The organism is Tardiphaga sp. (genome assembly GCF_028290785.1).
Classification (GTDB): Bacteria; Pseudomonadota; Alphaproteobacteria; order Rhizobiales; family Xanthobacteraceae; genus Tardiphaga.
This window is the reverse complement of the sequence record NZ_JAQGJD010000318.1, coordinates 59,643-80,416: the sequence shown is the minus strand read 5'-3', so window position 1 is coordinate 80,416 and position 20,774 is coordinate 59,643. Positions and strand designations below refer to the sequence as shown.

Here is a 20,774-nt window from a genome sequence, read left to right as displayed (position 1 = left end):
ATGCTGGGCAATAGGACTCTAATAATAGCCAACACGACGGTCATCGTTGTCCTGCGGTCGCATTCCGACGAACTTCCACGCCTGTGAGCATCCTGTCCACGTGCGGCTGCGGAATCGACGTCCACGCGCACGTCGTACCGGCGTCGTTTCCCCGATACATGGGGGCCGCCGTGCCGGCCGATTGGCCGTCAATGACCGATGCCAACCCCTGCCACAAGCATGTGATGATGGCCGGCCGCGTCTACCGCACGGTGTCCGACCGTTGCTGGGACGTCGAGAAACGCGTTGCCGACATGGAGGAAATGGGCCTCCGCCTCCAGGCGATTTCGCCGATGCCGGAGCTGCTGTCGTACTGGATGGATCCCGCCGCGGCCGATGACCTGCTGCGCTACATCAACGACCAGATGGCCGAGATGGTCGCGCATGCCGGCGGCCGGCTGGTCGCTTTGGGCGCGCTGCCGCTGCAGGACATCGACCGCGCGATCGCCGAACTGCGCCGGCTGAAGCATGAGCTCGGCTTCGCTGGCATCGAGATCGGCAGCAACGTCAACGGCAAGCCGATCGGGTCTCCCGATTTCGGCGGGCTGTTTGCCGAAGTCGAGAAGCTCGACATGGCGGTTTTCGTCCATGCGCTGCGCCCCGCCGGCATGGACCGGCTGATCGGCCCGGCGCAACTGCAGCAGGTTCTCGCCTATCCCACCGACATCGGCCTCGCCGCGGCCTCGGTGATTACATCGAACCTGCTGCTGCGCCGGCCCGGCCTGCGCATCGCCTTCAGCCATGGCGGCGGCACGCTGGCCTCGCTGCTGCCGCGGCTGCAGGAAGGCTATCAGGTATTTCCCGTGCTGCAGGAAAGCATTCAGGAGGCTCCCGTCGCACAGGCGCGCCGGCTGTATTACGACGCCCTTGTCTACGACGATGCCACGCTGCTTCACCTGATCGCCAAGTTCGGCGCAACGCAGATCATGCTCGGCACCGATTATCCGTTCGCCTTCCACGACCACACCCCGGTGGCGCGAGCGGCGTCAGCCATCGCCAACGAAGCCACCCGCAACCTCGTGATACGCGACAACGCGCGGCGCTTTCTCGGAACGGGTGAGCGGGTTTCACCATGAGCCATTTCCCCGTCACCGCCTTGCGCAGCGTCGATCTCGACACGCCCGACCTCGCGAGATCCGAAGCCTTCTACACCTCCGTCTGGGGGCTCGATCTCGTCACGCGCCACGACGGCGTGAGCTATCTGCGCGCCAGCGGCACCGATCATCATGTGGTGGCGTTACGTCAAGGCGACGGCCCTGCCCTCCGGGCCATCACCTTCCGTCTCGACCGGGACGCGGATTTCGAACGCGTGGACGTCGCTTGCCGGGAGCATGGCGCGACGCAGCTGTCCGGCCCGGTGGCCAACCCCGGTCCCGACGGCGGCATGGTCATGACCGTCCGTTCACCGGACGGTGGCGTGCTGCGTTTCGTCTACGGCGATGCGCAGCACGCGCCACTCGCCCTCGGCTATCGGCCGGTTCGATTGGCGCATGTCAATATCAACAGCACCGATGTCGATGGCCTGGCGGCGTTCTACCAACGCGCGCTCGGGTTTCGCCTGACCGACCGGTCGAAAGCCATGGCGTTCGTGCGCTGCAACGCCGATCACCACGCCATCGTCATCGCCAATGCCCCCGTCAACGGGCTCAACCACGTCGCCTTCCTGATGCCGGACCTGGAGGCGGTGATGCGCGGCTCCGGCCGCCTGATCGACGCCGGATTTCCGATCGCCTGGGGCGTCGGCCGCCACGGGCCGGGCGACAACGTCTTCGCTTATTTCATCGATCCGCTGGGCGTCGTCATCGAATACACCGCCGAAGTGCTGCAGGTCGACGACGACTATGTGGTGCGTGGCCCGTCGGAATGGAGTTGGCCACCGGGCCGCACCGATCACTGGGGCATCGCCCCGCCCAAGGCCGATCACGTCAAAGCGGCGCAGATCGCCGTGCGCTTCGCCGATGCGTAGTCGCTTCATCCGCCGCGTTGTCGAATTTAGCTGGAGTGCCGTGTGACGCTTTCACCGCAACCATCCCGCAGCGATTTCCAGGTGGTCGTGGTCGGCCACGGCCCGTCTGGCGCCATCGCCACCAGCCTGCTCGGCGACCGCGACATCCGCACGCTGGCCATCGACCGCCAGCGCAACGTCTATGACAAGCCCCGCGCGATAGCGATCGATCATGAGATCCTGCGCGTGCTCGATAATCTTGGTGCTGCCGAGCGCGTGCTGCCATTCATCGCGCCGTTTCCGGCATCGCAGCATTTTGGCGCCAAAGGCCAGTTAATCCGGCGCATCGACATGGTCGCCGAACCGTATCCGCTGGGCTACACGCCCAGCATGGTGTTCACGCAGCCGCCGGTCGAGGCGGCGTTGCGCGCGCATGCCGCAGCCTATGACAGCGTGACGGTCGATTTGGGCACGGAACTGGTCGGCTTCGACCAATCGGAGCATCAGGTCACACTGCATCTGCGCGACGATAGCGGTGCGACGCGTTCGATGACCACGGACTATGTGATCGCCTGTGACGGCGCCTCAAGCCCGGTCAGGCAGCAGCTCGGCATCGGCTTTGAAGATCTGGTGTTCGACGAGCCCTGGCTGGTGGTCGACCTGCAAGTCAACAACGGCGCCCTCCGCCAGCTGCCGGAGACCGCGGCCCAATTCTGTGAGCCGTCGCGGCCGACGTCGTTCATCATCGGCCCCGGAAATCATCGCCGCTTCGAGATTATGCTGTTGCCCGGCGAAGACCCTTCCGAAATGGAGACGGCAGCGCAGGTGTGGCGGCTGCTGGCGCGATGGATCACCCCGGACGACGCCATATTGTGGCGCGCCGCGAGCTACCGGTTTCATGCGCTGGTCGCCGAGCGATGGCGGAGCGGCCGCGTCTTCCTCGCCGGCGACGCCGCGCACCAGCAACCGCCCTTCATCGGCCAGGGCATGTGCCAGGGTATTCGCGATGTCGCCAATCTGGTGTGGAAGCTCGATCGCGTTCTCGCGGGCCAGTCCGGCGACGCGCTGCTCGACAGTTACAGTGAAGAGCGCAGCGACCATGTCCGCCAGTTGACCTCGCGGATCAAGGCGATCGGCCACGTCATCTGCGAACGCGATCCGGTCGCCGCCGAGGCGCGCGATCTGCGCATCCTCGCGGAAGGTGGCGGTCAGCCACGCACCGTGACCCGCCAGGAAATCGTACCACCGCTACAGACCGGCCTGCTGGCGCGCCCGCTGCATCCCGCGCACGGCACGCTGTTTCCACAGCCCTGGATCGGGACGGCGAAGGGACGAGAGTTGCTGGACGCGGTCGCAGGCACCGGCTGGCGGCTTGTGCTCGATGCGCGAAGCGCCGTCGTGCCGGCGGCTGACATCCAGGCGGAGCTGATCCGGCTCGGCGTACGGCCGATCCGCATCGCTTCGGCCGATGCACCGGGTCACAACACCGACGCCTTCGTCGAACAGGACGGCGTCGGCGCGAGCTGGTTCGATCGCTACGGCTGCGGCGCCGCGATCGTCCGGCCGGACCACTACGTGTTCGGCGTCGCCAGCAACGACGACGCGCTCCGCAAGCTGCTCGCCGACCTGGCGGCAGGCCTGCAATGATTTCGCCCCTTCATCACCGCACCGCGGTTTCCAAAGCGAGGACGTCACCATGAAACTGGCAAGCTTCAAGATCGGCAACAACCGCAGCTGGGGTGTGATCGAGGGCGAGGACGCGCTCGACGTCGGCGCCGTCCTGAAACACCGCTACCCCGATCTCAAATCCGTCATTGCCGCAGACGCGCTGTCGGCCGTCGGCAAGGCCGCGCGCGAGGCGAAGCGATATCCGACGGCCGACATCGCATGGCTGCCGGTCATTCCGAATCCCGACAAGATTCTCTGTATCGGCCTCAATTACGAAACGCACCGCAAGGAAACGGGCCGCTCCGAAGTCGAGAACCCGACCGTATTCGCGCGGTTCGCCAACAGCCAGACCGGCCATCTCGCCGACATCGTCCGGCCGAAGCTTTCGACCCATCTCGATTACGAAGGCGAGCTTGCGATCATTATCGGGAAGCCCGGCCGCCATATCACGCAGGCCGATGCGTGGATCCACATAGCCGGCTATGCCTGCTACAACGAAGGCAGCGTGCGCGACTTCCAGCGCCATACGCACCAGTTCACGCCCGGCAAAAATTTTCCGGAAACCGGCGCGTTCGGCCCGTGGATGATGACGCCGGATGAACTCGGCGACGTGAAGCCACTTCGGCTGCAGACACGCGTCAACGGCCAGATCGTCCAGGATGCGACGATCGATCAGATGATCTTCGATATTCCGCGTCAGATTGAATACTGCTCGTCGTTCACGCGACTGGAGCCGGGCGACGTGATCGTCACCGGTACGCCCGGCGGTGTGGGTGCCAAGCGCACCCCGCCGCTGTGGCTGAAGCCCGGCGATATCGTCGAAGTCGAAATCGATCGGCTGGGCGTTCTGCGTAATGGCGTCTCCGACGAGATCTGATGGAAGGCGGAGCGCGCATCGCGCGCCGCCCCGCCATCGACGAGCTGACCAACGGATCGCAGCCTTAAGCGATGAAAAATCGCAGGCACTCACTCAAGGAGGATTAATATGCTCGGACGATCTCACCTCGCGCTCCTAATGGGCGGCGTGCTGGGCCTCACGACCCCAGCGCTCGCGCAGTCATGGCCAACCCGGCCGATTACCGTGGTGGTCTCGCAGGCTGCCGGCAACAGCCCGGATGTGCTGTGCCGCATCATCGTCGACAAATTGGGCAAGGCGCTCGGGCAACAATTTGTGGTCGAGAACCGGCCGGGCGCTGCCAACCTCATCGGCACCCAGACCGTCGCCCGCGCAGCCCCGGACGGCTACACGTTCCTGTTCGCGACTTCGGCAGCGCTGGTCACCAATCCGTACACGTTCAAGAAGCTGCCCTACGATCCGATCAAGGACTTTGTGCCGGTGGCGACGGTAGCGCGCAGCAACCACGTGCTTCTCGTCAACCCTGAAGTCAAAGCGAATACGCTGGCGGAATTGATAGCCCTTGAGAAACAGGCACCGGGCTCCCTTAGCATGGCGGTCGATGGGCCGCGCAACATCTCGGGCCTGATCGCGCAATCCATCAACAAGCAGGCGGGGACCGGTTTCGTGCTGGTGCCCTACAACACGACCACCAACGCGGTGCAGGACAGCATCACCGGACGCATCCAGGTAACCATCCAGTCCGCCTCCGTGGCCGAGCCCTTCATTGCGGCCAAGACGCTGCGCCCGTTGGCCGTTGCCGGCAGTACACGGATCGCTTCCCTGCCGGACGTGCCCGCTATCTCCGAAACGCTGAAGAGCGTCGACCTCCAAGGCTGGTTCATGTTCATGGCGCCGGCCGGCACACCGCCGGACATCGTGCAAAAACTCAGCTTCGAGGTCGCGCGTGCGATCAACTCGCCTGAAGTGCAAGAGCGCGCCCCGACCCTCGGCTTCGATGTCCGCATCGGCGACGCGGTGACACCCGCCGGCGCGAAGCAGTTCCTGGACGCCGAACTCGCGAACACAGGCAAGGTCATTCAAGGGCTCGGCATCCAGCCGGAGTAGGAACTTTTACATCAATGGCCACCGGCTTCCCGCCCGTGGCCATTTCGCGTCGGCAGGGGTCGCCGGATAATAATGGCGTCTCACTTGCCCGCGCGTGCAAGCCGCGCCAGCAGATAGTCGATCTCTTCCCTGGCCTTGGCCGAGAGCGCCGGCCACGGCTTGCGTTGCGCGTCCGAGGCAATGAAGCCGCGCTTCATCATCACGTATTTTCGCACCGCGAGGCCGACGCCCTGCTGTTGCTCGTAGCGCAGCAGCGGCAGGTGGACATCGAACAGATCGTGCGCCTCGTCGCGCTCGCCGGCCTTCTGCAACTTGACCAGTTCGACCAGCATGTCCGGGAAGGCGTAGCCGGTCATCGCGCCGTCGACGCCGCGTTCCATTTCGAAATCAAGGAACAGCCCGCCGTTGCCGGTGAGGATCGAGATCGGCTTCATCGAACCGTCGGCCTGGAAGCTGCGCAGCGTGGAGATCTTCTCCAGCCCCGGCCAATCCTCGTGCTTCAGCATGACGCAGGACGCGTGCTCCTGCACGATGCTGCGGATTACCTTCGGCGTCATTTGCACCGACAGCGTCAACGGATAGTCCTGAATCACGAACGGAATGTCGGAGCCGATCGCCTCGATCGCCTGGCGGTAGTAGCCGATGATTTGGTCGTCGGTGCGCAGGCTCGGCACCGGCGCGATCATGACGCCGGCGGCGCCCTTCTCCATCACTGTGCGCGACAGCGCGCGCATGGCGGCGAAGCCGGGTGCGGAAACGCCGACGATCACCGGCAGCTTGCCAAAGCCCTTGATGAAGCGGTCGGCGATGGCGATGGACTCCTCCGGCTCGAGCTTCGGGGCCTCGCCCATGATGCCGAGCACGGTCACGCCGGTCGAGCCAGCCTTCAGGTAACCGTCGATGAGGGTACCGACCGAAGCCTCGTCGATCCGGCCATCGGGATGGAACGGGGTGGGCGCGATCGGGAATACGCCGGAGGCGGTTGCGTCGAGGGCCATGATGTTTCCTTCAGATGCTGGCGATATAGCCGCCATCGACGCGGATCACCGAGCCGTTGACGTAGGAGGCGCGGGTAGAGGCAAGAAACGCCACGACGTCTGCATATTCCTGCGGATCGCCGTAGCGGCCGGCAGGGATCGACGCGGTGCTTTCCGCTGATACCTGCTCGACGCTGCGGTTTTCGCGCTTGGCCTTCTGCTCGTCGAGAAAGGTGATGCGCTTGGTGGCGATGCGGCCGGGCAGCACGATATTGGCGGTGATGTTGTCGCTACCGACTTCGCGGGCCAAGGTCTTCGACCAACCGACCAGCGTCAGCCGCAACGCGTTGGAAATACCCAGGTTGGGGATCGGCGCGACCACGCCCGACGAGGTCGAGGTGACGATGCGGCCCCACTTTCGGCTGCGCATTCCGGGCAGCACGCGATCGGTCAGCGCAATCACCGACAGCACCATCTGGTCGAAGCTTTTGCTCCACAACGCCGGATCCTGGCCCGCGGCCGGCGTCGGCGGCGGACCGCCGGTGTTGTTGACCAGCACATCGACCGGGCCGAACCTGGCCTCGATTTCGGTGACGCGCGCCGCCATGGCGGCGCGGTCGGCGAGATCGAACGGCACGGCCATCGCCTTGCCACCGGCCGCGACGATCTCCGCAACCACGCGTTCAACCGCCGCGGCGTCGATATCGGCAAGCGCGACACGCGCGCCTTCCTTCGACAGCGTCAACGCAATGGCGCTGCCAAGCCCGCCGCCGGCGCCGAGCACCAGTGCAACCTTGTTGTTCAGTCCGAGATCCATCTTCTATCCTTTGACCCGAGATCGGGCGTAGTGACTACACGTCGGTGGAATTGTCCTGCACGTCCACCCAGACATCGGCAATGCGCGCGAGGTAATCAGCTTTGCTCGAATGCATGTGTTCGACGCACAACTGGGCCAGCGCCCAGTTATCATTGCCGCGCAGCAGCGCAATCATGACATTGTGCTGGTTGATGGAGACCCGCAGGCCCTCGCGGTCGGCCAGATTCTTGGCGCGCATCGGGAGGGTCAGGCCCATATAATCCTGCAGCGACCCTACCAGGTAGGGATTGCCGCAGGCGCCAAACAACGCCACGTGAAACGCATCGTTGGTGTCGTGGATGCCGCGCAGGTCGCCCTTCTCGGCATTGGCGACGTATTCTGCCTGCAGCGCCTCGAGCTCGGCCACCAGCGCCGCCGGTGCCGGCAGGCGGATCATTAAAGCGGCCTGCCGCGTCAGCATCTCGCGGACCTCGTAGATCTGGCGTACCTGTTCCGCCGAATAAGAGCGCACGGTGGCACCGACATTCTTCTCACGCTGGACGATGCCGGTGTGTTCGAGCTGAACCAGCGCCTGACGGACGAAGTGCCGCGACGCGCCGTAGCGGGCCATGAGGCTGTCCTCGATCAGCCGCGCACCCGGAGGCAGCCGGCCGAAGATGATGTCCTCTTCGAGACGCTTGATGATTTCGGCCTGCTCGTCCATCCGCGACTCCGGCATTCTGGTGATTGTCACGGTCGATTGTCCCGACCGGAGAGCCGGTAGCAATCCTCCACCAGCCGCAGGGTCTGGAGATTATCCTTCGGCGAGGTCTCGAATGGCGCGCCGCTCGCAAGTGCCTCGACGAAATGCGCGATAGTGGCGTCGTAGGAGCCCTGATAGCTGGCGGCGAGATCGTAGCTGCGCGTTTCCGGCTGCGCGCCGAACAGCTGCAGTTCGTTACCCTCTAGCCGGATCGCGCCGTCCTTGCCGAGAATGTCGAGCCGGTCGGATTGTGCCGGCGGCGCGCCGTGGGCGGCAAAGGTGGCGAAGAGCGACACGCCGGCGCCGCCCTGCGACTGCAACTGGATGACCGCGCCATCTTCGCCGGCAATCTCGGTGCAAGTCTGGGTCAGCGTGGCCGCCGTGACGTCGAGCGGCCCGAGCAGCATGCGCAAGGTGTCGAGATGATGGATCAGCACTTCGGCCACCAGCATCCTCGTCTCATTGCGCATGAGGGGCTGGCGGACGAGCGCGGGATACTGGCCGTTTGAATCCTTGATGGTGCCTGATGTAACCAGCATCAGCCGCGCCGCGGTGATCTCGCCGATGCGGCCGTCGCGAATCCAGCCGGCAGCGTCGCGATAGTAATCACGAAACCGCCAGTTCTCATGGACCATCAGGCGGATGCGGCCTTCCACGTCGCGCGCCAAGATCTCGGCTTCGACGAGCGTCGGCGCCAGCGGCTTCTGGCAGATCACGGGAATGCCGCGGTCGGCCACCAGCCGCACCAGTTCGGCATGGACCGCGCGTGGCGCGGCAATATCCACCGCGTCGAGTTGGCATCCATCCAGCATCGCCTGCGCACCGGAGAAACGCTTGTCGATCCCGAAGGCGTCGGCACGCGTGGCGACATTCTCCACGGAGGGATCGGCAATGGCAACGATATCCGCCCTGCCAGCCAGCTTCTGCCAAGCCTGTAGATGGTACTGCGTGACCCAGCCGGCACCGATCAGGCCGACGCGCAATGCGCCGCTCACTGCCGGGGATCCCGGCGGGCTTCGCCGATCACAGCACGGCCGGTGGTGGCGTCGAAGATGAAGGCGGCGCTTGCAGGGTAGTACAACTCCACGATTTCGTCTGTCGATACCGGGACGTGGCGCGGCAGCCGCGCAGTCCATTCGACACCGGGCTCGACTTCGATCAACAGCAGCGTCTCGGCGCCAAGCGGCTCGACGGCGATGACACGGCCGCGCACAAGGCCTGCTGGTTCGGATCCCAGCGCCGCCTTGTTCATGAACAGGTCTTCGGCGCGAACCCCGAACGTGATCTTCTTGTCGATGAGGCTGCCGAGCACGGCCGGCGACCAGCGCGTCAGCGGTGATTCGAGGCTGGCGCTGCGCGCCCCATGGCCCGTGGCGGAGGATGCCACCATGGCGCTGGCAAGGTTCATCGGCGGCGAGCCGAGGAAGCGCGCCACAAAAGTGTCGGCGGGCTCCCAGTAGACATCAAGCGGTGCGCCGATCTGCGCCACTTTGCCGGCATTCATGACACAGATGCGCGTCCCCATGGTCATGGCCTCGACCTGGTCGTGGGTGACGTAGATCATTGTGGATCCCAGTCGCTTGTGCTGCTTGATGATCTCGGTGCGGGTGTTGACGCGCAGCGCAGCGTCGAGATTGGACAGCGGCTCGTCAAACAAGAAGACCATCGGCTCCCGCACCATGGCGCGGCCGAGCGCGACGCGCTGACGCTGGCCACCCGACAATGCACTGGGCTTTCGTTCGAGCAGCGGCGTGAGGCCCAGGATCGAAGCGGCCTCGCTCACGCGGCGGTCGACTTCGGCGGCGGCAAACTTGCGACGGCGCAGGCCGAATGCGAGGTTCTCAGCGACACTCATATGCGGATAGAGCGCATAGGACTGGAACACCATGGCGATGTCGCGATCCTTGGCCGGCACCTGGTTGACGACGCGGTTGCCGATGGAGAGTTTGCCGGAACTGATCTCCTCAAGCCCGGCGATCATCCGCAGCGTGGTCGACTTGCCGCAACCGGACGGCCCGAGCAACACCATGAACTCGCCGTCGGCGATGTGAATATCGACGTGGTCAACGACAACGGGACCGGTCGGCCCGTATTGCTTGGTGATCTGATCGAGCGTGACGACGGCCATGGCTGCCTCTTACTTGATTGCGCCGGCAGTCATGCCGCGAATGAGTTTTTCCGAGAAGAACACGTAGACGATGATGACCGGGATGACCGAGATCATCACGCCGGTCGCGATCATGCCGATGTCCTGGAAGTGGTCGCCCATGAAGGCGCGGATGCCAACCGGCAGCGTGCGCTTGTCGGGATCGGTGATCAGCACCACCGCGAACAGAAACTCGTTCCAGAGCTGGATGAAATTCAGGATCAGCGTGGTGGCGATGGCCGGCATTCCAATCGGCAGCACGATGCGGCGGAAGATTTCGAGATCGCCGTAGCCGTCGATCTTGGCGGCATCGAACAGGTCCTGCGGGATGCGGGCGAAGAAGCCTTCCAGCAGATACACCGTCAGTGGCAGTTGCAGCGAGACGTAGACCAGCGTCAGGCCGAGCAGGCTGTTGTAGAGGTTATAGTCGACCAAAATCTGGTACAGCGAGATCAGCGTGATCTGCGGTGGAAAGATGATCGACGAGAACAGGATGCCGTAGACAGCGCGGTTGCCACGGAAGCGGTAGCGCGCCAGCGCGTGGGCGGCGGCAGCGCCAAACAGGGTAACTACGGCGACGGCGCTGACCACCACGATGGTTGAGTTCCAGAAGTAGGTCGCGAAGTCGGAATCGATCCAGGCGATCCGAAACTGCTCCCAGTGAAACTTTTTTGGAAAGGCGTAGTGATCCGTGCTGATCTCGGCAGTGGTGCGCACCGACATGGTCATCAGCCACAGGAACGGGCCGAGCGTATAGAACGTGTAGATGCCCAGCACGAGAGCGAGAGCTCCGCGGCTGAAGAACCGCGGCAAGGGCGCGCGTTCCGCAAGCGTGTCAGCCACGATCAGTACTCCAGGCGTTCGCGGGTCGCCAGCAGGCGATTGAGAATGATGACAGCGCCGCACACCACGACGAACCACACCGAGGCGATCGCCGAGGGATAGCCCAGGTCGAACGTGTTCCAGTTGAAGGCACGCTTGTAGACGTAGGTGGACACCGTTTCAGTCGCCCAAAGCGGCCCGCCCTGGGTCATGATCCAGACCAGATCGAAGATCTTCATCTTGCCGATGAAGGCGAGGATGTAGAGGTTCAGCAGCGTCGGCCGCAGCATCGGCACGATAACATAGCGCAACTTGGCGCCCCAGCCACAATTGTCGAGTTCGGACGCTTCCAGTACTTCGCTCGGCAGCGAGTGGATCGCCGCAAGGCACACCACCATGTTGAAGCCGGCCCATTTCCAGGCATGAGTCACGATCAGCGCGGCAAGCGCGGTGTTCGGGTTGCCGAGCCAGGACGTCACCAGCGCATCAAGCCCGAGGGCGCGCAATACGAGGTTCACGACGCCCCAGTCGTAGTTGTAGATCCAGGTCCACAGGATCGCGACAACGACGTAGGACAGCAGCACCGGCGTGAACCAGGCGACGCGCAGAAAGCGCGCGAACGGCACGCCGGCGTAAAGTGCGAGTGCCAGCAGAAGGCCGGTGGCGACGTCGAGCACCGGTGCGACGAACGACCAGATAAAGGTGTTGCGCACCGACACCCAGAACGTCTCATCGGACATCAGCGCTCGATAGTTGTCGAGCCCGACGAAGGTGGCGTCGAGCCCTTCGATGGTGAAGAAGCTGTCGTAGAATGTCCGGAACGCCGGATAGGCGGTCAATCCGACATAGACCGCCAGTGCCGGAAACAGGAATATCGCGAGAACCCACCAACTTGCCCGGCGCGGGTCCGCCAGCGAGGAGGCGTTAGCCGCCCCTCCGCTGGCATCGGAAGACATGCTGGTGGTAGTCATGATGGTCTCAGCTCTTGAAGCAGGCAGCATCCATCTTTTCCGCGGCATCCTGAACACTCAGGAGTCCGGCGGGAAAGGCGTTGTTCATCACTTGGGTGTAGGTCTCGGCGCACTTGGCGCGGTAGTACAGAAGCGGCGTGCCGAAGAAGTATTTGACGTCCTTGTTGCGCGCGTTCAGCTCGGCAAAATAGTCCTTGCGCGGGCTGTTGATCTTGGCCGGATCGGACTTCAGACCGGTCTGCAGCGAGACCTGCTCCATCCACTTGGTGCCGTTCTCGACCGTTGCCATCGACTTCATCAGCGCGCCGGAGCAGTCTTTGTTCTTGCTCTTCGCATACATCACGAAGCTGCCAGCCACTGCGAGGGTTTTGCACTCCGGGCAGGTGCCCTTGTCCATCGCCGGGAATTGCATGATGCCGAGCGAGAAATTCGCCGGCATGCCGCCGCCTTCCGGCGGCGCGAAGGCGCGTCCGGTGAACCAGCTCGGATCCGGGAAAGTCAACGCGCCCGGCGTGTTATAGAAGTAAAAGTGCGACTCGCCGAGCTTGAGGGTCGAGAAGCTCTTGGGATAGGCGCCGGCATCGACCAGCGTCTTCATCCAGGTCATCACCTCGACGACGCGCGGGTCCTTGAACGACAGCTTGCCGTCGAGCAGCTTGCCGTATTCCTCGGTGCCTAGCTTGCGCAGTAGCGATTCGAACAGCAGCAGGCCGCCCGGGAACGGACGATCGCCGACGCCCTGCGCCACCGGGGTGATGCCGGCGGCGACACCCTTTTTCACTAGATCGGTGAACTGGTCCTGGGTCAGCTGGAACGAGGCCGGCACGTCGATGCCGACCTTCTTCACCGCATCCTTATTGTAATAAAGTTCAACGGTGTAGGCCTCGACCGGCAGGCCGTAGACCTTGCCCTTCGACGTCCAGGCCGGTTTCGACCAGTCCTCGTACTGGTTGAGATCGACGTAGCCATCCAGCGGCTCAAGGAATCCGCCGGCGAGGAATTCCGGCTGGTCCGGCTCCATGTAGAAAATGTCCGGCGCCTGGCCGGTGCGCACCGCGGACTTTGCCTGGGTGTAGAGATCGGCCTTGGGGATGAAGCTGAGCTTGACAGAGCACTTGTTGTTGGCGGCCTCGAAGTCTTTGACCCGCGCAGTTACCCAATCCTTCTTGGCGGGCTCGTCGGGCCAGTTGCTCCACATCGTGATTTGCGTGGCCTGCGCGGATGCGGGAGCGGCGCCGGCGCAAAGGGCGACAAGACTGATCGCGGCGAGGCCTACTGCTGTTGCTCTCATGAATATCTCCATCCCGGGCATCGATTTTTATTGTGGCAGACCGTGGAGAAGGAGTGATGAATTGTCAATAATAATGTTTTCATCGGACGTTTTCGCGCTGAACTAGGCAATATGGACCGTGTATTATTGACAATCTTCGAGTTAGGCAGGATGTAAGGGCGTCATAACAGGCCCTGAAGGCCATGGAGGAAGCAATGGCCAATGGGCTCCGCAAGGGATTGACCAGTTACGGCGACGCGGGATTCTCGCTGTTTTTGCGCAAGGCCTTCATCAAGGCGATGGGCTATTCCGACGATGCGCTGGACCGCCCCATCGTCGGCGTCACCAATACCTACAGCGACTATAATCCTTGCCACGGCAACGTCCCCCAGATCATCGAAGCGGTGAAGCGCGGCGTGATGCTGGCCGGCGCCATGCCGATGGTGTTTCCCACCATCTCGATCCACGAGAGCTTCGCGCACCCGACGTCCATGTTCCTGCGCAACCTGATGGCTATGGACACCGAAGAAATGATCCGCGCCCAGCCGATGGACGCCATTGTGGTAATCGGCGGCTGCGACAAGACCTTGCCCGCGCAGATCATGGCGGCGGCATCGGTCGATCTGCCAACGGTGGTCATTCCGGTCGGCCCGATGGTGGTTGGCCATCACAAGGGCGAAGTGCTCGGCGCCTGCACCGATTGCCGCCGGCTGTGGAGCGCGCACCGCGCCGGAGAGATCGATGCCGAGGAAATCGAGATCGTGAACAGTCGCCTCGCTCCCTCGGTCGGCACCTGCATGGTGATGGGCACAGCCTCGACCATGGCCTGCATCACCGAAGTGCTCGGCCTGTCGCTGCCGATGAGTGCCACGATCCCCGCGCCGCATGCCGAACGCTTCCGCCTCGCCGAGGCCAGCGGCCGGCGCGCCGCCGAGATGGCAGTGAACGGCGGCCCGACACCGTCCGAGTTGCTGACGCCAGCCGCGTTCCGAAATGCCGCCGTGGTGATGCAGTCGATCGGCGGCTCCACTAACGGTATCATTCATCTGACCGCCATCGCCAACCGCACGCCGCACGGCTTCGACCTCGACGTGCTCGACGAGATCGGCAGCAAGGTGCCGGTGCTCATCGACCTGAAGCCCTCCGGCGCGCATTACATGGAACACTTCCACCACGCTGGGGGCATGCCGAAGCTGCTCGCCGAGCTCGGCGACCTGATCGATGGCGATGCGCAGACCATCACCGGGAAGACGCTAGGCGAAATCGCGGCGGACGCCGAGATCGTGCCGGGCCAGGACGTGATCCGGCCGCGCGACAATCCAATCAAGGCTGAAGGCTCGATGGCCGTGCTATACGGCAACCTTGCGCCGCGCGGCGCCATCATCAAACGCTCCGCGGCGACGCCGCGGCTATTGCAGCATACCGGCCGCGCCGTGGTGTTCCAGTCGGTTGAGGACATGGCGGCGCGAATCGACGACCCTGATCTCGACGTCACCGCCGACGACGTGCTGGTGCTGCTCAACACTGGGCCAAAGGGCGCGCCGGGCATGCCCGAGGCCGGCTACCTGCCGATCCCGAAAAAGCTCGGCCGCCAAGGCGTCAAGGACATGGTGCGGATTTCCGATGCACGCATGAGCGGTACCGCGTTCGGCACCATCGTGCTGCACATCACACCGGAATCCGCCGTGGGCGGCCCGCTCGGCCTGGTGCAATCCGGCGATATGATCTGCCTCGACGTAGCCGGCCGCTCGATCAACCTGATGATCGACGACGCCGAATTCGAACGCCGCCGCGCCGCGCAGCCCGTGGTGCTGCCCGTCGAGGCCAACCTGCCGGCTCGCGGCTATGCGCGGCTGTTCCAGCAGACCGTCACGCAAGCCGACGCCGGTTGCGATTTTGACTTCATGCTGGCGAACCGCGACAGCGCTTCCGCGAAGTGACCGAGAGGTGAGCTTGGCTGGCCTTTCCCGGACTGCTCGACAGGATGTTGTCGATCGCATGCAAGATGCAAACGAATCGTTGCGTCTCGGTCGCCGTCGATCTGCCGTTCATGCTTACGCGATTTTGAACAAGCCTCTGGCATTGCTGTACAGAATCTTGTCGAGGTCGGAATCGGACAATTTCGTCCGCTTGACCAGCCCGACCGGGTCCTCGTCGCCCATGTCGAACGGATAGTCCGATCCCATCATGACCCGGTCGATGCCGACGGTCGCCACCAGCGCGTCGATCAATTCGGACGAGAACACGCAGGTGTCGAACCACAGCCGTTTCAGATAGGTCGACGGCGCATCGGCGGTCAGCTTGCGGACTTCCGGCCGCACCTTCCAGGCGTGATCCATGCGAGCGCTGTAGAACGGATAGAAGCCGCCGCCATGGGCAATGACGATGTCGAGATCGGGGTGACGATCAAGCACGCCGCCCATGATGAAGTGCGAGATCGCGAGGGTCTCCTCGATCGGCTGGCCGATGCTGTTGACCATGAAGTACGGCGCGAGCCGCTGACCGTGGGAAAAACCGAGTGGATGCACGAACAGCGGCACGCGCAGCTTGGCCAGCCGCGCATAGAGCGGATCGAACCCTGGCGCTGACAACTCCATCGTCTCGACCCGGGTGTCGATCTGGAAACCGCGCAGGCCGAGCGTCTCCACCCCGTGCACCGCTTCTTCGACGGCGCGAGCAGGAAAGCGCATCGGTAGCGTGCCCATGGCAGCGAAATGCGCCGGGTCCTGCTCCACCAAAGCCGCAATGTCCTCGTTCTGCACCCGCGACAGCGCGCATTGCAGATCCTCGCCGGCCCAGTAGTGCTGCTGCGCTGGCGCCGGTGCGACCACCTGAAAGTCCACACCCATACGCTGCATCATCTCGCGGCGCGTGGCGACGTCGAGCATCAACTTCGGCAGCAGCCGGCCCTGCTCCGCGTCAGTGTCGCGGCTCGCGGCCGACATGTCGCGGCGATAGGGGTTGTCCATCGGATCGTAATGACCGGTGACCAGCGGCTCTACGCGCTTGCTGAGCGCATGGGTATGCATATCGATGACGGGCATGGCTCTCTCTTCGTTTGATTCAGTTCGGCCGCAACGGGCGCGTGCAGGTGCCATTCGGTGGCGGACTGATAGGCGTCGGCGACGCGGAGAATGGCGGCCTCGGCGAAGGGACGGCCGACTAGCTGGAACGCGACCGGCATCGATGCGGCGTCGAAGCCGCAGGGTACTGAAGCGGCGGGAAGGCCGAGATAGTTGATGCCGCGAGTGCAATGGGTAAGTTTGCCGATGAAAGCGGCGACGTCGGCGGGATCGCCTTCGGTGGTGGCTGCGACGGTCGGCACATGAAGCGAGATCGCTGGCAACAGGGCCAAGTCGGCTGATCCGATGCAGGCGGCGATCCAGCCCTGCGTCAGCGCTGCGCGCAGCGACAGCGCCTCGACGTAGCGCGTGGCGGGGTAAAGCAGCCCGGGCTCCAGCCGCGCGCGAACCTGGTCGGCATAATCCTGCGGACGCTCGATAAGCCATCGGCGATGAATGGTAGCGGCCTCGGCGCTCATCAGCACCTGCATCAGCGCATTGATCAGGGCCATGTCCGGCGGCGCGGTCTCGATGGTGGTAACGCCGAGCTTGCGCAGTACAACAACCGCCTGCTCCAGCCGCACGGCGATACCTGGATCGAGCAGTTCGCGGTAGTAGCCACCGGGCACCGCGATCGCCATGCCGCGGATGTCGCCTTTCAGCGGCGTTTCATAATCGTGCCCAGCGATCATCGACAAAAGCCGCGCGGAATCTCGCGCGGTGCGCGTCAACGGTCCCACGCAATCAAGCGAAGCGGAGAGCGGCATGACGCCGTCGGTGGGCACCAGGCCCCAGGTCGGCTTCAACCCGACGAGGCCGCACATGGCGCCGGGATGACGCAGCGAACCGCCGGTGTCGGTGCCGAGCGAGCCGGCGACAAGCCGGGCCGCCACCGCGACCGCCGAGCCGGACGACGAACCGCCGGGCACGTAAGCCGGATTCCACGGATTGAGCGCGTGTCCGTTATGTTCGTTGTAGCCGGTGGGGCTCATGGCGAATTCGGCGAGTTGCAGCCGGCCGAGGTCGAGCGCGCCGGATGCGTCGAGCCGCTGCACCACGGTCGCGGTGACATCGGGCCGAAAGCCGGCGCGGATCTTCGAGCCGCCGGCAGAAAGGTCGCCAGCGCGATAAAACAGATCCTTGTGCGCCAGCGGCACGCCGTGCAGCGGCGGCAATGCGGCGCCCGACGCGCGCTGTCTGTCGGCCGCCTCGGCGGCTCGGAGCGCGCGTTCGACGTCGAGCCGGACCACGGCATTGAGCTTGCTCCCGACTGTGTCCAGCCGCTCCAGCGCCACCGTGGTCGCGGCGACCGAAGTGACGTCGCCCGCGGCGATGGCAGCGGCAAGCGCGCAGAGATCCAGTTCGGCGACAGCGTTCGTCATCACCGCTTGTCCGCGGCAGCGAGCCACAGCGGCATGGCATAGGGCGTCGAATCGAACGGCAACGGCACGTCGGCGATGCGGCGGTTGTTGTCTGCCATCAGCGCCGCCATGCGTGGTACGCGGCTGGCGGCGTCGGAAGCGAAATTAAGATCGGCGGCGACTTGCCGCAGCAGGTCTTCGCTCATGATGTCCTCACTGCACGCCGAGCCGCTGGAACAGCAGATCGGTCTGTTGGCTCAGCTCCTTCGCATCGCCCTGATGCACGACCTGACCGGTTTCGAGAATGTAGACGCGATCGGCTACTGCCAGCGCGCTGTAAAGATTCTGCTCGACGAGCAGGATCGACAGACCCTCGCGCTTGAGGTCGAGAATGATGCTCTCAAGATGCTGCACCATCACTGGCGCTAGCCCCTCCGACGGCTCATCCATCAGGATCAGCTCCGGATCGATCATCAGCGCACGGCCGACCGCGAGCATGCCGCGTTCGCCGCCGGACAATTGCCCGCCGCGATGATAGCGGCGCTCCTTGAGGCGGGGAAAGATTCCGAACACGCGGTCGACGGTCCAGCCGTCTTTCGCGCGCGCGCTCTTCAGCATGGTCAGATGTTCCGTCACCGTCAGCGACGGAAACAGCCGCCTGCCCTGCGGCACGATGGCGATTTTTCGCGCGGCGATGTCGTGCGGGCGCAGGCCGACCAGATTCTCGCCACGCCAGCTGATAGTGCCGGAACGGATCTGCGGCGGCGTCAGCCCCATGATCGAGCGGATGAAGGTGGTCTTACCCATGCCATTGCGGCCGAGCAGTGCGACGATCTCGCCGGCCTTGACGTCCAGCGAGACGCCGCGCACCACCACCGCCTCGCCGTAGCCGCTATGCAGATCCCTGACCTCAAGCATGACGCGGCTTCCCGAGATAGACTTCCTGGACCTGCTTGTTGCGCCGGATGCCCTCCGGCGGCTCCTCCACAAGGACGCGGCCCTCGAACATACAGGTGACGTAATCGACCAGCCCTAGGGCGAGGTCCATGTCGTGCTCGATCAGCACTACGGTGATATCGCGGTCGAGCGAGCGGATGATCTCCGCGACCATGGAACGCTCCGATGGCGACAGGCCGGCGGCGGGTTCGTCGAGCAGCAGCATGGTCGGCGTGGTGACCAGCGAGATCGCGATCTCGAGCTGGCGCTGTTCGCCATAGCTCATTTCCTTGACGATGACACCGGCCCGCTCGCCGATCCGCGCGGCGGTCAGCGCCGCCGCGATGCGCGGCGCTTCCGTCGTATCGGTATCGGGCTTGCCGAACAGAGAGAATTTTCGCTGGCTCAGGCCGCGCAGCGCGAGGATCATATTGTCCTGCACGGTCAGGGTCGGAAACAGATTTGTAATCTGAAAGGTCCGCGAAATACCAAGCTGGGCGCGGCGGTGCGGCGGTAGATTCGTGACGTCATGTCCGTTGAACACGATCTTGCCCGACGTCGGCGGCACCGCGCCTGCGATGGCATTGAACAAAGTGGTTTTGCCGGCGCCGTTCGGCCCGATGATGGCCCGGCGCTGGCCGCGCGGAACGGTCAGGCTAACGCCATCGACCGCACGCAAGGCGTCGAAGGCCACCACCACATCTGTCAGCGTCAGGATCGTTTCGGACACAAGGTATTCCCGTTGGTAAGACGCGGCCGATGAGGCCGCGTCTCGTTGTCAGCGAAGCATCAGGCCTTCTTGATGCCCTGGAAGGTCCGCGAATAGGCTGGCTGCTTCAGGTAGGTTTCCGGATCGTACTTCCAAAACTGGCCCACTTCCGGATAGGTCTGGGTCGGCACATTCCAGTACTTGCCGTCGGCGCGTTTGACGACCTTGCGGATGGTGACGTCGTAGACCGGGTTACCGTAGGCGTCGAATTTCACCGCCTTGCCGAGCGGCGAACCGTCGAGCTCAGTCTTCAGCACGGTGTCGATGAACAAATCGCGGTCCTCGACCTTGCCGCCCATCTTCTTCAGCGCGGCGTCGATCCACATCATGCCGGAATACATCGAGAAGCCGTATAGCGACGGGATCTTGCCGTATTTGGCCTCGTAGTCCTTGGTGAACTTGGCGGTTACCGCTTTGTCGGAGCCTTCGGCGAAATGCGCTGCCGAGATGATGCCCTCGGCTTCCTCGCCGATCGTCCGGATGACCGACTGGTCAGTGCCGTTCATGGCCATTAGCAGCGGGGTCTTGGCCTTCAGGCCAAACGAGGCATATTGCTGGATGAAGCGGGTGGAGTCGGCGCCGGTCTCCATGGCAAAGATGGCGTCGACCTTGAGTTCGGCGAGCTGGCCGAGATAAGGGCTGAAGTCCGCCGTGTTGAGCGGATGCCAGAACTGCTGGACAATCTCGCCGCCGCCTTCGGTGAACACCTGGGCGAGACCGCCGCACTGCTCGTGGCCGAACGTGTAGTCTTGGCTGATCGTCGCAATGCGCTTGTAGCCCTGCTTGAGAGCCCAGTCGCCGAACGGATGGGTGAAGGCGCTGGCGGTGTAGCCGGCGACGCGGATCACGTTCTTGATGCGGGCGCGCTGGGTCAGATCGTCGGCGGCGATGATCGGAATGAAATACGGCGTGCCGGTCCCTTTGACGTAGTTGGCCACCGCGAGGCCGGTATTGGCCAGCAGATCGCCGATCAGCATGTGGCAGTTGCCCTGCTCGACCAGCCGGCGCGCCTTCTGGAGCGCCGTGTCGGGGTTCGAGGCATCGTCCTCGATGGTCAGCTCGACCTTGCGGCCTCCCATCTCGTTCTTGACCTGGTCGAGATAGAACTGCACGCCTTCGACCATTTCCTTGCCGCCGGAGGCGACGACGCCGGTCAGCGGCGCCAGCAAGCCGATCTTGATCGGGCCGGCCTGCGCCATGGCGGAACGCCAGGGGGCGGCGCCGAGGCCGGCGGCGGCGACGGCAGCGGTCGTGGTCTTCAGAAATTGCCTGCGGTCCATATCGAT

The 20,774-nt window shown here is 64.0% G+C and carries 20 protein-coding genes; 6 read left to right on the top strand and 14 right to left on the bottom strand.

All coding sequences use genetic code 11. The features are described 5' to 3' along the window. Nucleotides 1–83 precede the first annotated feature (83 nt). The 5 genes from JWR89_RS19860 to JWR89_RS19840 all read left to right on the top strand — a co-directional run bounded on the left by JWR89_RS19860 (nt 84) and on the right by JWR89_RS19840 (nt 5,615). Nucleotides 84–1,115 carry an amidohydrolase family protein gene (locus tag JWR89_RS19860; protein ID WP_299719251.1) on the top strand — a complete coding sequence of 344 codons (1,032 nt, stop codon included), beginning with the start codon at nt 84–86 and terminating at the stop codon, nt 1,113–1,115. After that, a complete protein-coding gene (locus tag JWR89_RS19855) occupies nt 1,112–2,005 on the top strand; it encodes a VOC family protein (protein WP_299719249.1) in 894 nt (297 codons plus the stop codon). The genes JWR89_RS19860 and JWR89_RS19855 overlap by 4 nt, the downstream gene beginning before the upstream one ends. Before the next feature lie 42 nt (nt 2,006–2,047). After that, entirely contained in the window at nt 2,048–3,631 is a 1,584-nt protein-coding gene (locus JWR89_RS19850; protein WP_299719247.1) for a bifunctional 3-(3-hydroxy-phenyl)propionate/3-hydroxycinnamic acid hydroxylase, read from the top strand. A 49-nt stretch (nt 3,632–3,680) separates the two neighbouring features. Further along, nucleotides 3,681–4,529: a fumarylacetoacetate hydrolase family protein gene (locus JWR89_RS19845; protein WP_299719245.1), complete on the top strand. Its 849-nt coding sequence runs from the start codon at nt 3,681–3,683 to the stop codon at nt 4,527–4,529. Nucleotides 4,530–4,667: 138 nt separating this feature from the next. Beyond that, nucleotides 4,668–5,615: a tripartite tricarboxylate transporter substrate binding protein gene (locus JWR89_RS19840; protein WP_299719243.1), complete on the top strand. Its 948-nt coding sequence runs from the start codon at nt 4,668–4,670 to the stop codon at nt 5,613–5,615. Between the two features lie 80 nt (nt 5,616–5,695). Here the strand turns inward: JWR89_RS19840 and JWR89_RS19835 are convergent, their stop codons facing one another. Genes JWR89_RS19835 through JWR89_RS19800 form a run of 8 tightly spaced genes read right to left on the bottom strand, consistent with a single transcriptional unit; the run spans nt 5,696 to nt 13,381 of the window. Beyond that, on the bottom strand, nt 5,696–6,613 hold the full coding sequence (locus tag JWR89_RS19835) for a dihydrodipicolinate synthase family protein (protein ID WP_299719241.1): 918 nt from the start codon (nt 6,611–6,613) through the stop codon (nt 5,696–5,698). 10 nt (nt 6,614–6,623) lie between these two features. Then, nucleotides 6,624–7,409 (bottom strand): SDR family oxidoreductase, encoded by a 786-nt coding sequence (locus tag JWR89_RS19830; RefSeq protein WP_299719239.1) that lies wholly within the window; start codon nt 7,407–7,409, stop codon nt 6,624–6,626. Between the two features lie 34 nt (nt 7,410–7,443). After that, a complete protein-coding gene (locus JWR89_RS19825) occupies nt 7,444–8,127 on the bottom strand; it encodes a GntR family transcriptional regulator (protein ID WP_299719295.1) in 684 nt (227 codons plus the stop codon). A gap of 11 nt (nt 8,128–8,138) precedes the next feature. Further along, nucleotides 8,139–9,146 carry a Gfo/Idh/MocA family oxidoreductase gene (locus JWR89_RS19820; RefSeq protein WP_299719236.1) on the bottom strand — a complete coding sequence of 336 codons (1,008 nt, stop codon included), beginning with the start codon at nt 9,144–9,146 and terminating at the stop codon, nt 8,139–8,141. Beyond that, nucleotides 9,143–10,279 carry a sn-glycerol-3-phosphate ABC transporter ATP-binding protein UgpC gene (gene ugpC / locus JWR89_RS19815; protein ID WP_299719234.1) on the bottom strand — a complete coding sequence of 379 codons (1,137 nt, stop codon included), beginning with the start codon at nt 10,277–10,279 and terminating at the stop codon, nt 9,143–9,145. The genes JWR89_RS19820 and ugpC overlap by 4 nt, the downstream gene beginning before the upstream one ends. Before the next feature lie 9 nt (nt 10,280–10,288). Then, nucleotides 10,289–11,140: a carbohydrate ABC transporter permease gene (locus JWR89_RS19810; protein ID WP_299719232.1), complete on the bottom strand. Its 852-nt coding sequence runs from the start codon at nt 11,138–11,140 to the stop codon at nt 10,289–10,291. Nucleotides 11,141–11,142: 2 nt separating this feature from the next. After that, nucleotides 11,143–12,090, bottom strand: a complete 948-nt coding sequence (locus JWR89_RS19805) for a sugar ABC transporter permease (RefSeq protein ID WP_299719230.1) — start codon at nt 12,088–12,090, stop codon at nt 11,143–11,145. Between the two features lie 7 nt (nt 12,091–12,097). Then, nucleotides 12,098–13,381 carry an extracellular solute-binding protein gene (locus tag JWR89_RS19800; protein ID WP_299719228.1) on the bottom strand — a complete coding sequence of 428 codons (1,284 nt, stop codon included), beginning with the start codon at nt 13,379–13,381 and terminating at the stop codon, nt 12,098–12,100. Nucleotides 13,382–13,575: 194 nt separating this feature from the next. On the opposite strand from JWR89_RS19800, the gene JWR89_RS19795 reads away from it, so the two are divergent. Continuing rightward, the gene (locus tag JWR89_RS19795) at nt 13,576–15,300 is read left to right on the top strand and encodes an IlvD/Edd family dehydratase (protein WP_299719226.1); all 1,725 of its coding nucleotides are present in this window, start codon (nt 13,576–13,578) and stop codon (nt 15,298–15,300) included. Between the two features lie 114 nt (nt 15,301–15,414). Here JWR89_RS19795 and JWR89_RS19790 read toward each other — a convergent pair whose 3' ends face one another. From JWR89_RS19790 to JWR89_RS19765, 6 genes are read right to left on the bottom strand one after another with little or no spacing between them, the layout of a single operon-like run. Continuing rightward, nucleotides 15,415–16,404 carry an amidohydrolase family protein gene (locus JWR89_RS19790; RefSeq protein ID WP_299719224.1) on the bottom strand — a complete coding sequence of 330 codons (990 nt, stop codon included), beginning with the start codon at nt 16,402–16,404 and terminating at the stop codon, nt 15,415–15,417. Next, nucleotides 16,359–17,804: an amidase gene (locus JWR89_RS19785; RefSeq protein ID WP_299719222.1), complete on the bottom strand. Its 1,446-nt coding sequence runs from the start codon at nt 17,802–17,804 to the stop codon at nt 16,359–16,361. The genes JWR89_RS19790 and JWR89_RS19785 overlap by 46 nt, the downstream gene beginning before the upstream one ends. Continuing rightward, the gene (locus JWR89_RS19780; RefSeq protein ID WP_299719220.1) at nt 17,804–17,989 is read right to left on the bottom strand and encodes a hypothetical protein; all 186 of its coding nucleotides are present in this window, start codon (nt 17,987–17,989) and stop codon (nt 17,804–17,806) included. Before JWR89_RS19780 ends, JWR89_RS19785 begins: the two co-directional genes overlap by 1 nt. Before the next feature lie 7 nt (nt 17,990–17,996). Further along, on the bottom strand, nt 17,997–18,701 hold the full coding sequence (locus JWR89_RS19775; RefSeq protein WP_299719218.1) for an ABC transporter ATP-binding protein: 705 nt from the start codon (nt 18,699–18,701) through the stop codon (nt 17,997–17,999). Continuing rightward, nucleotides 18,694–19,449 (bottom strand): ABC transporter ATP-binding protein, encoded by a 756-nt coding sequence (locus JWR89_RS19770; protein ID WP_299719216.1) that lies wholly within the window; start codon nt 19,447–19,449, stop codon nt 18,694–18,696. The genes JWR89_RS19775 and JWR89_RS19770 overlap by 8 nt, the downstream gene beginning before the upstream one ends. A 59-nt stretch (nt 19,450–19,508) precedes the next feature. Then, entirely contained in the window at nt 19,509–20,768 is a 1,260-nt protein-coding gene (locus JWR89_RS19765; RefSeq protein ID WP_299719214.1) for an ABC transporter substrate-binding protein, read from the bottom strand. Nucleotides 20,769–20,774: the final 6 nt, after the last annotated feature.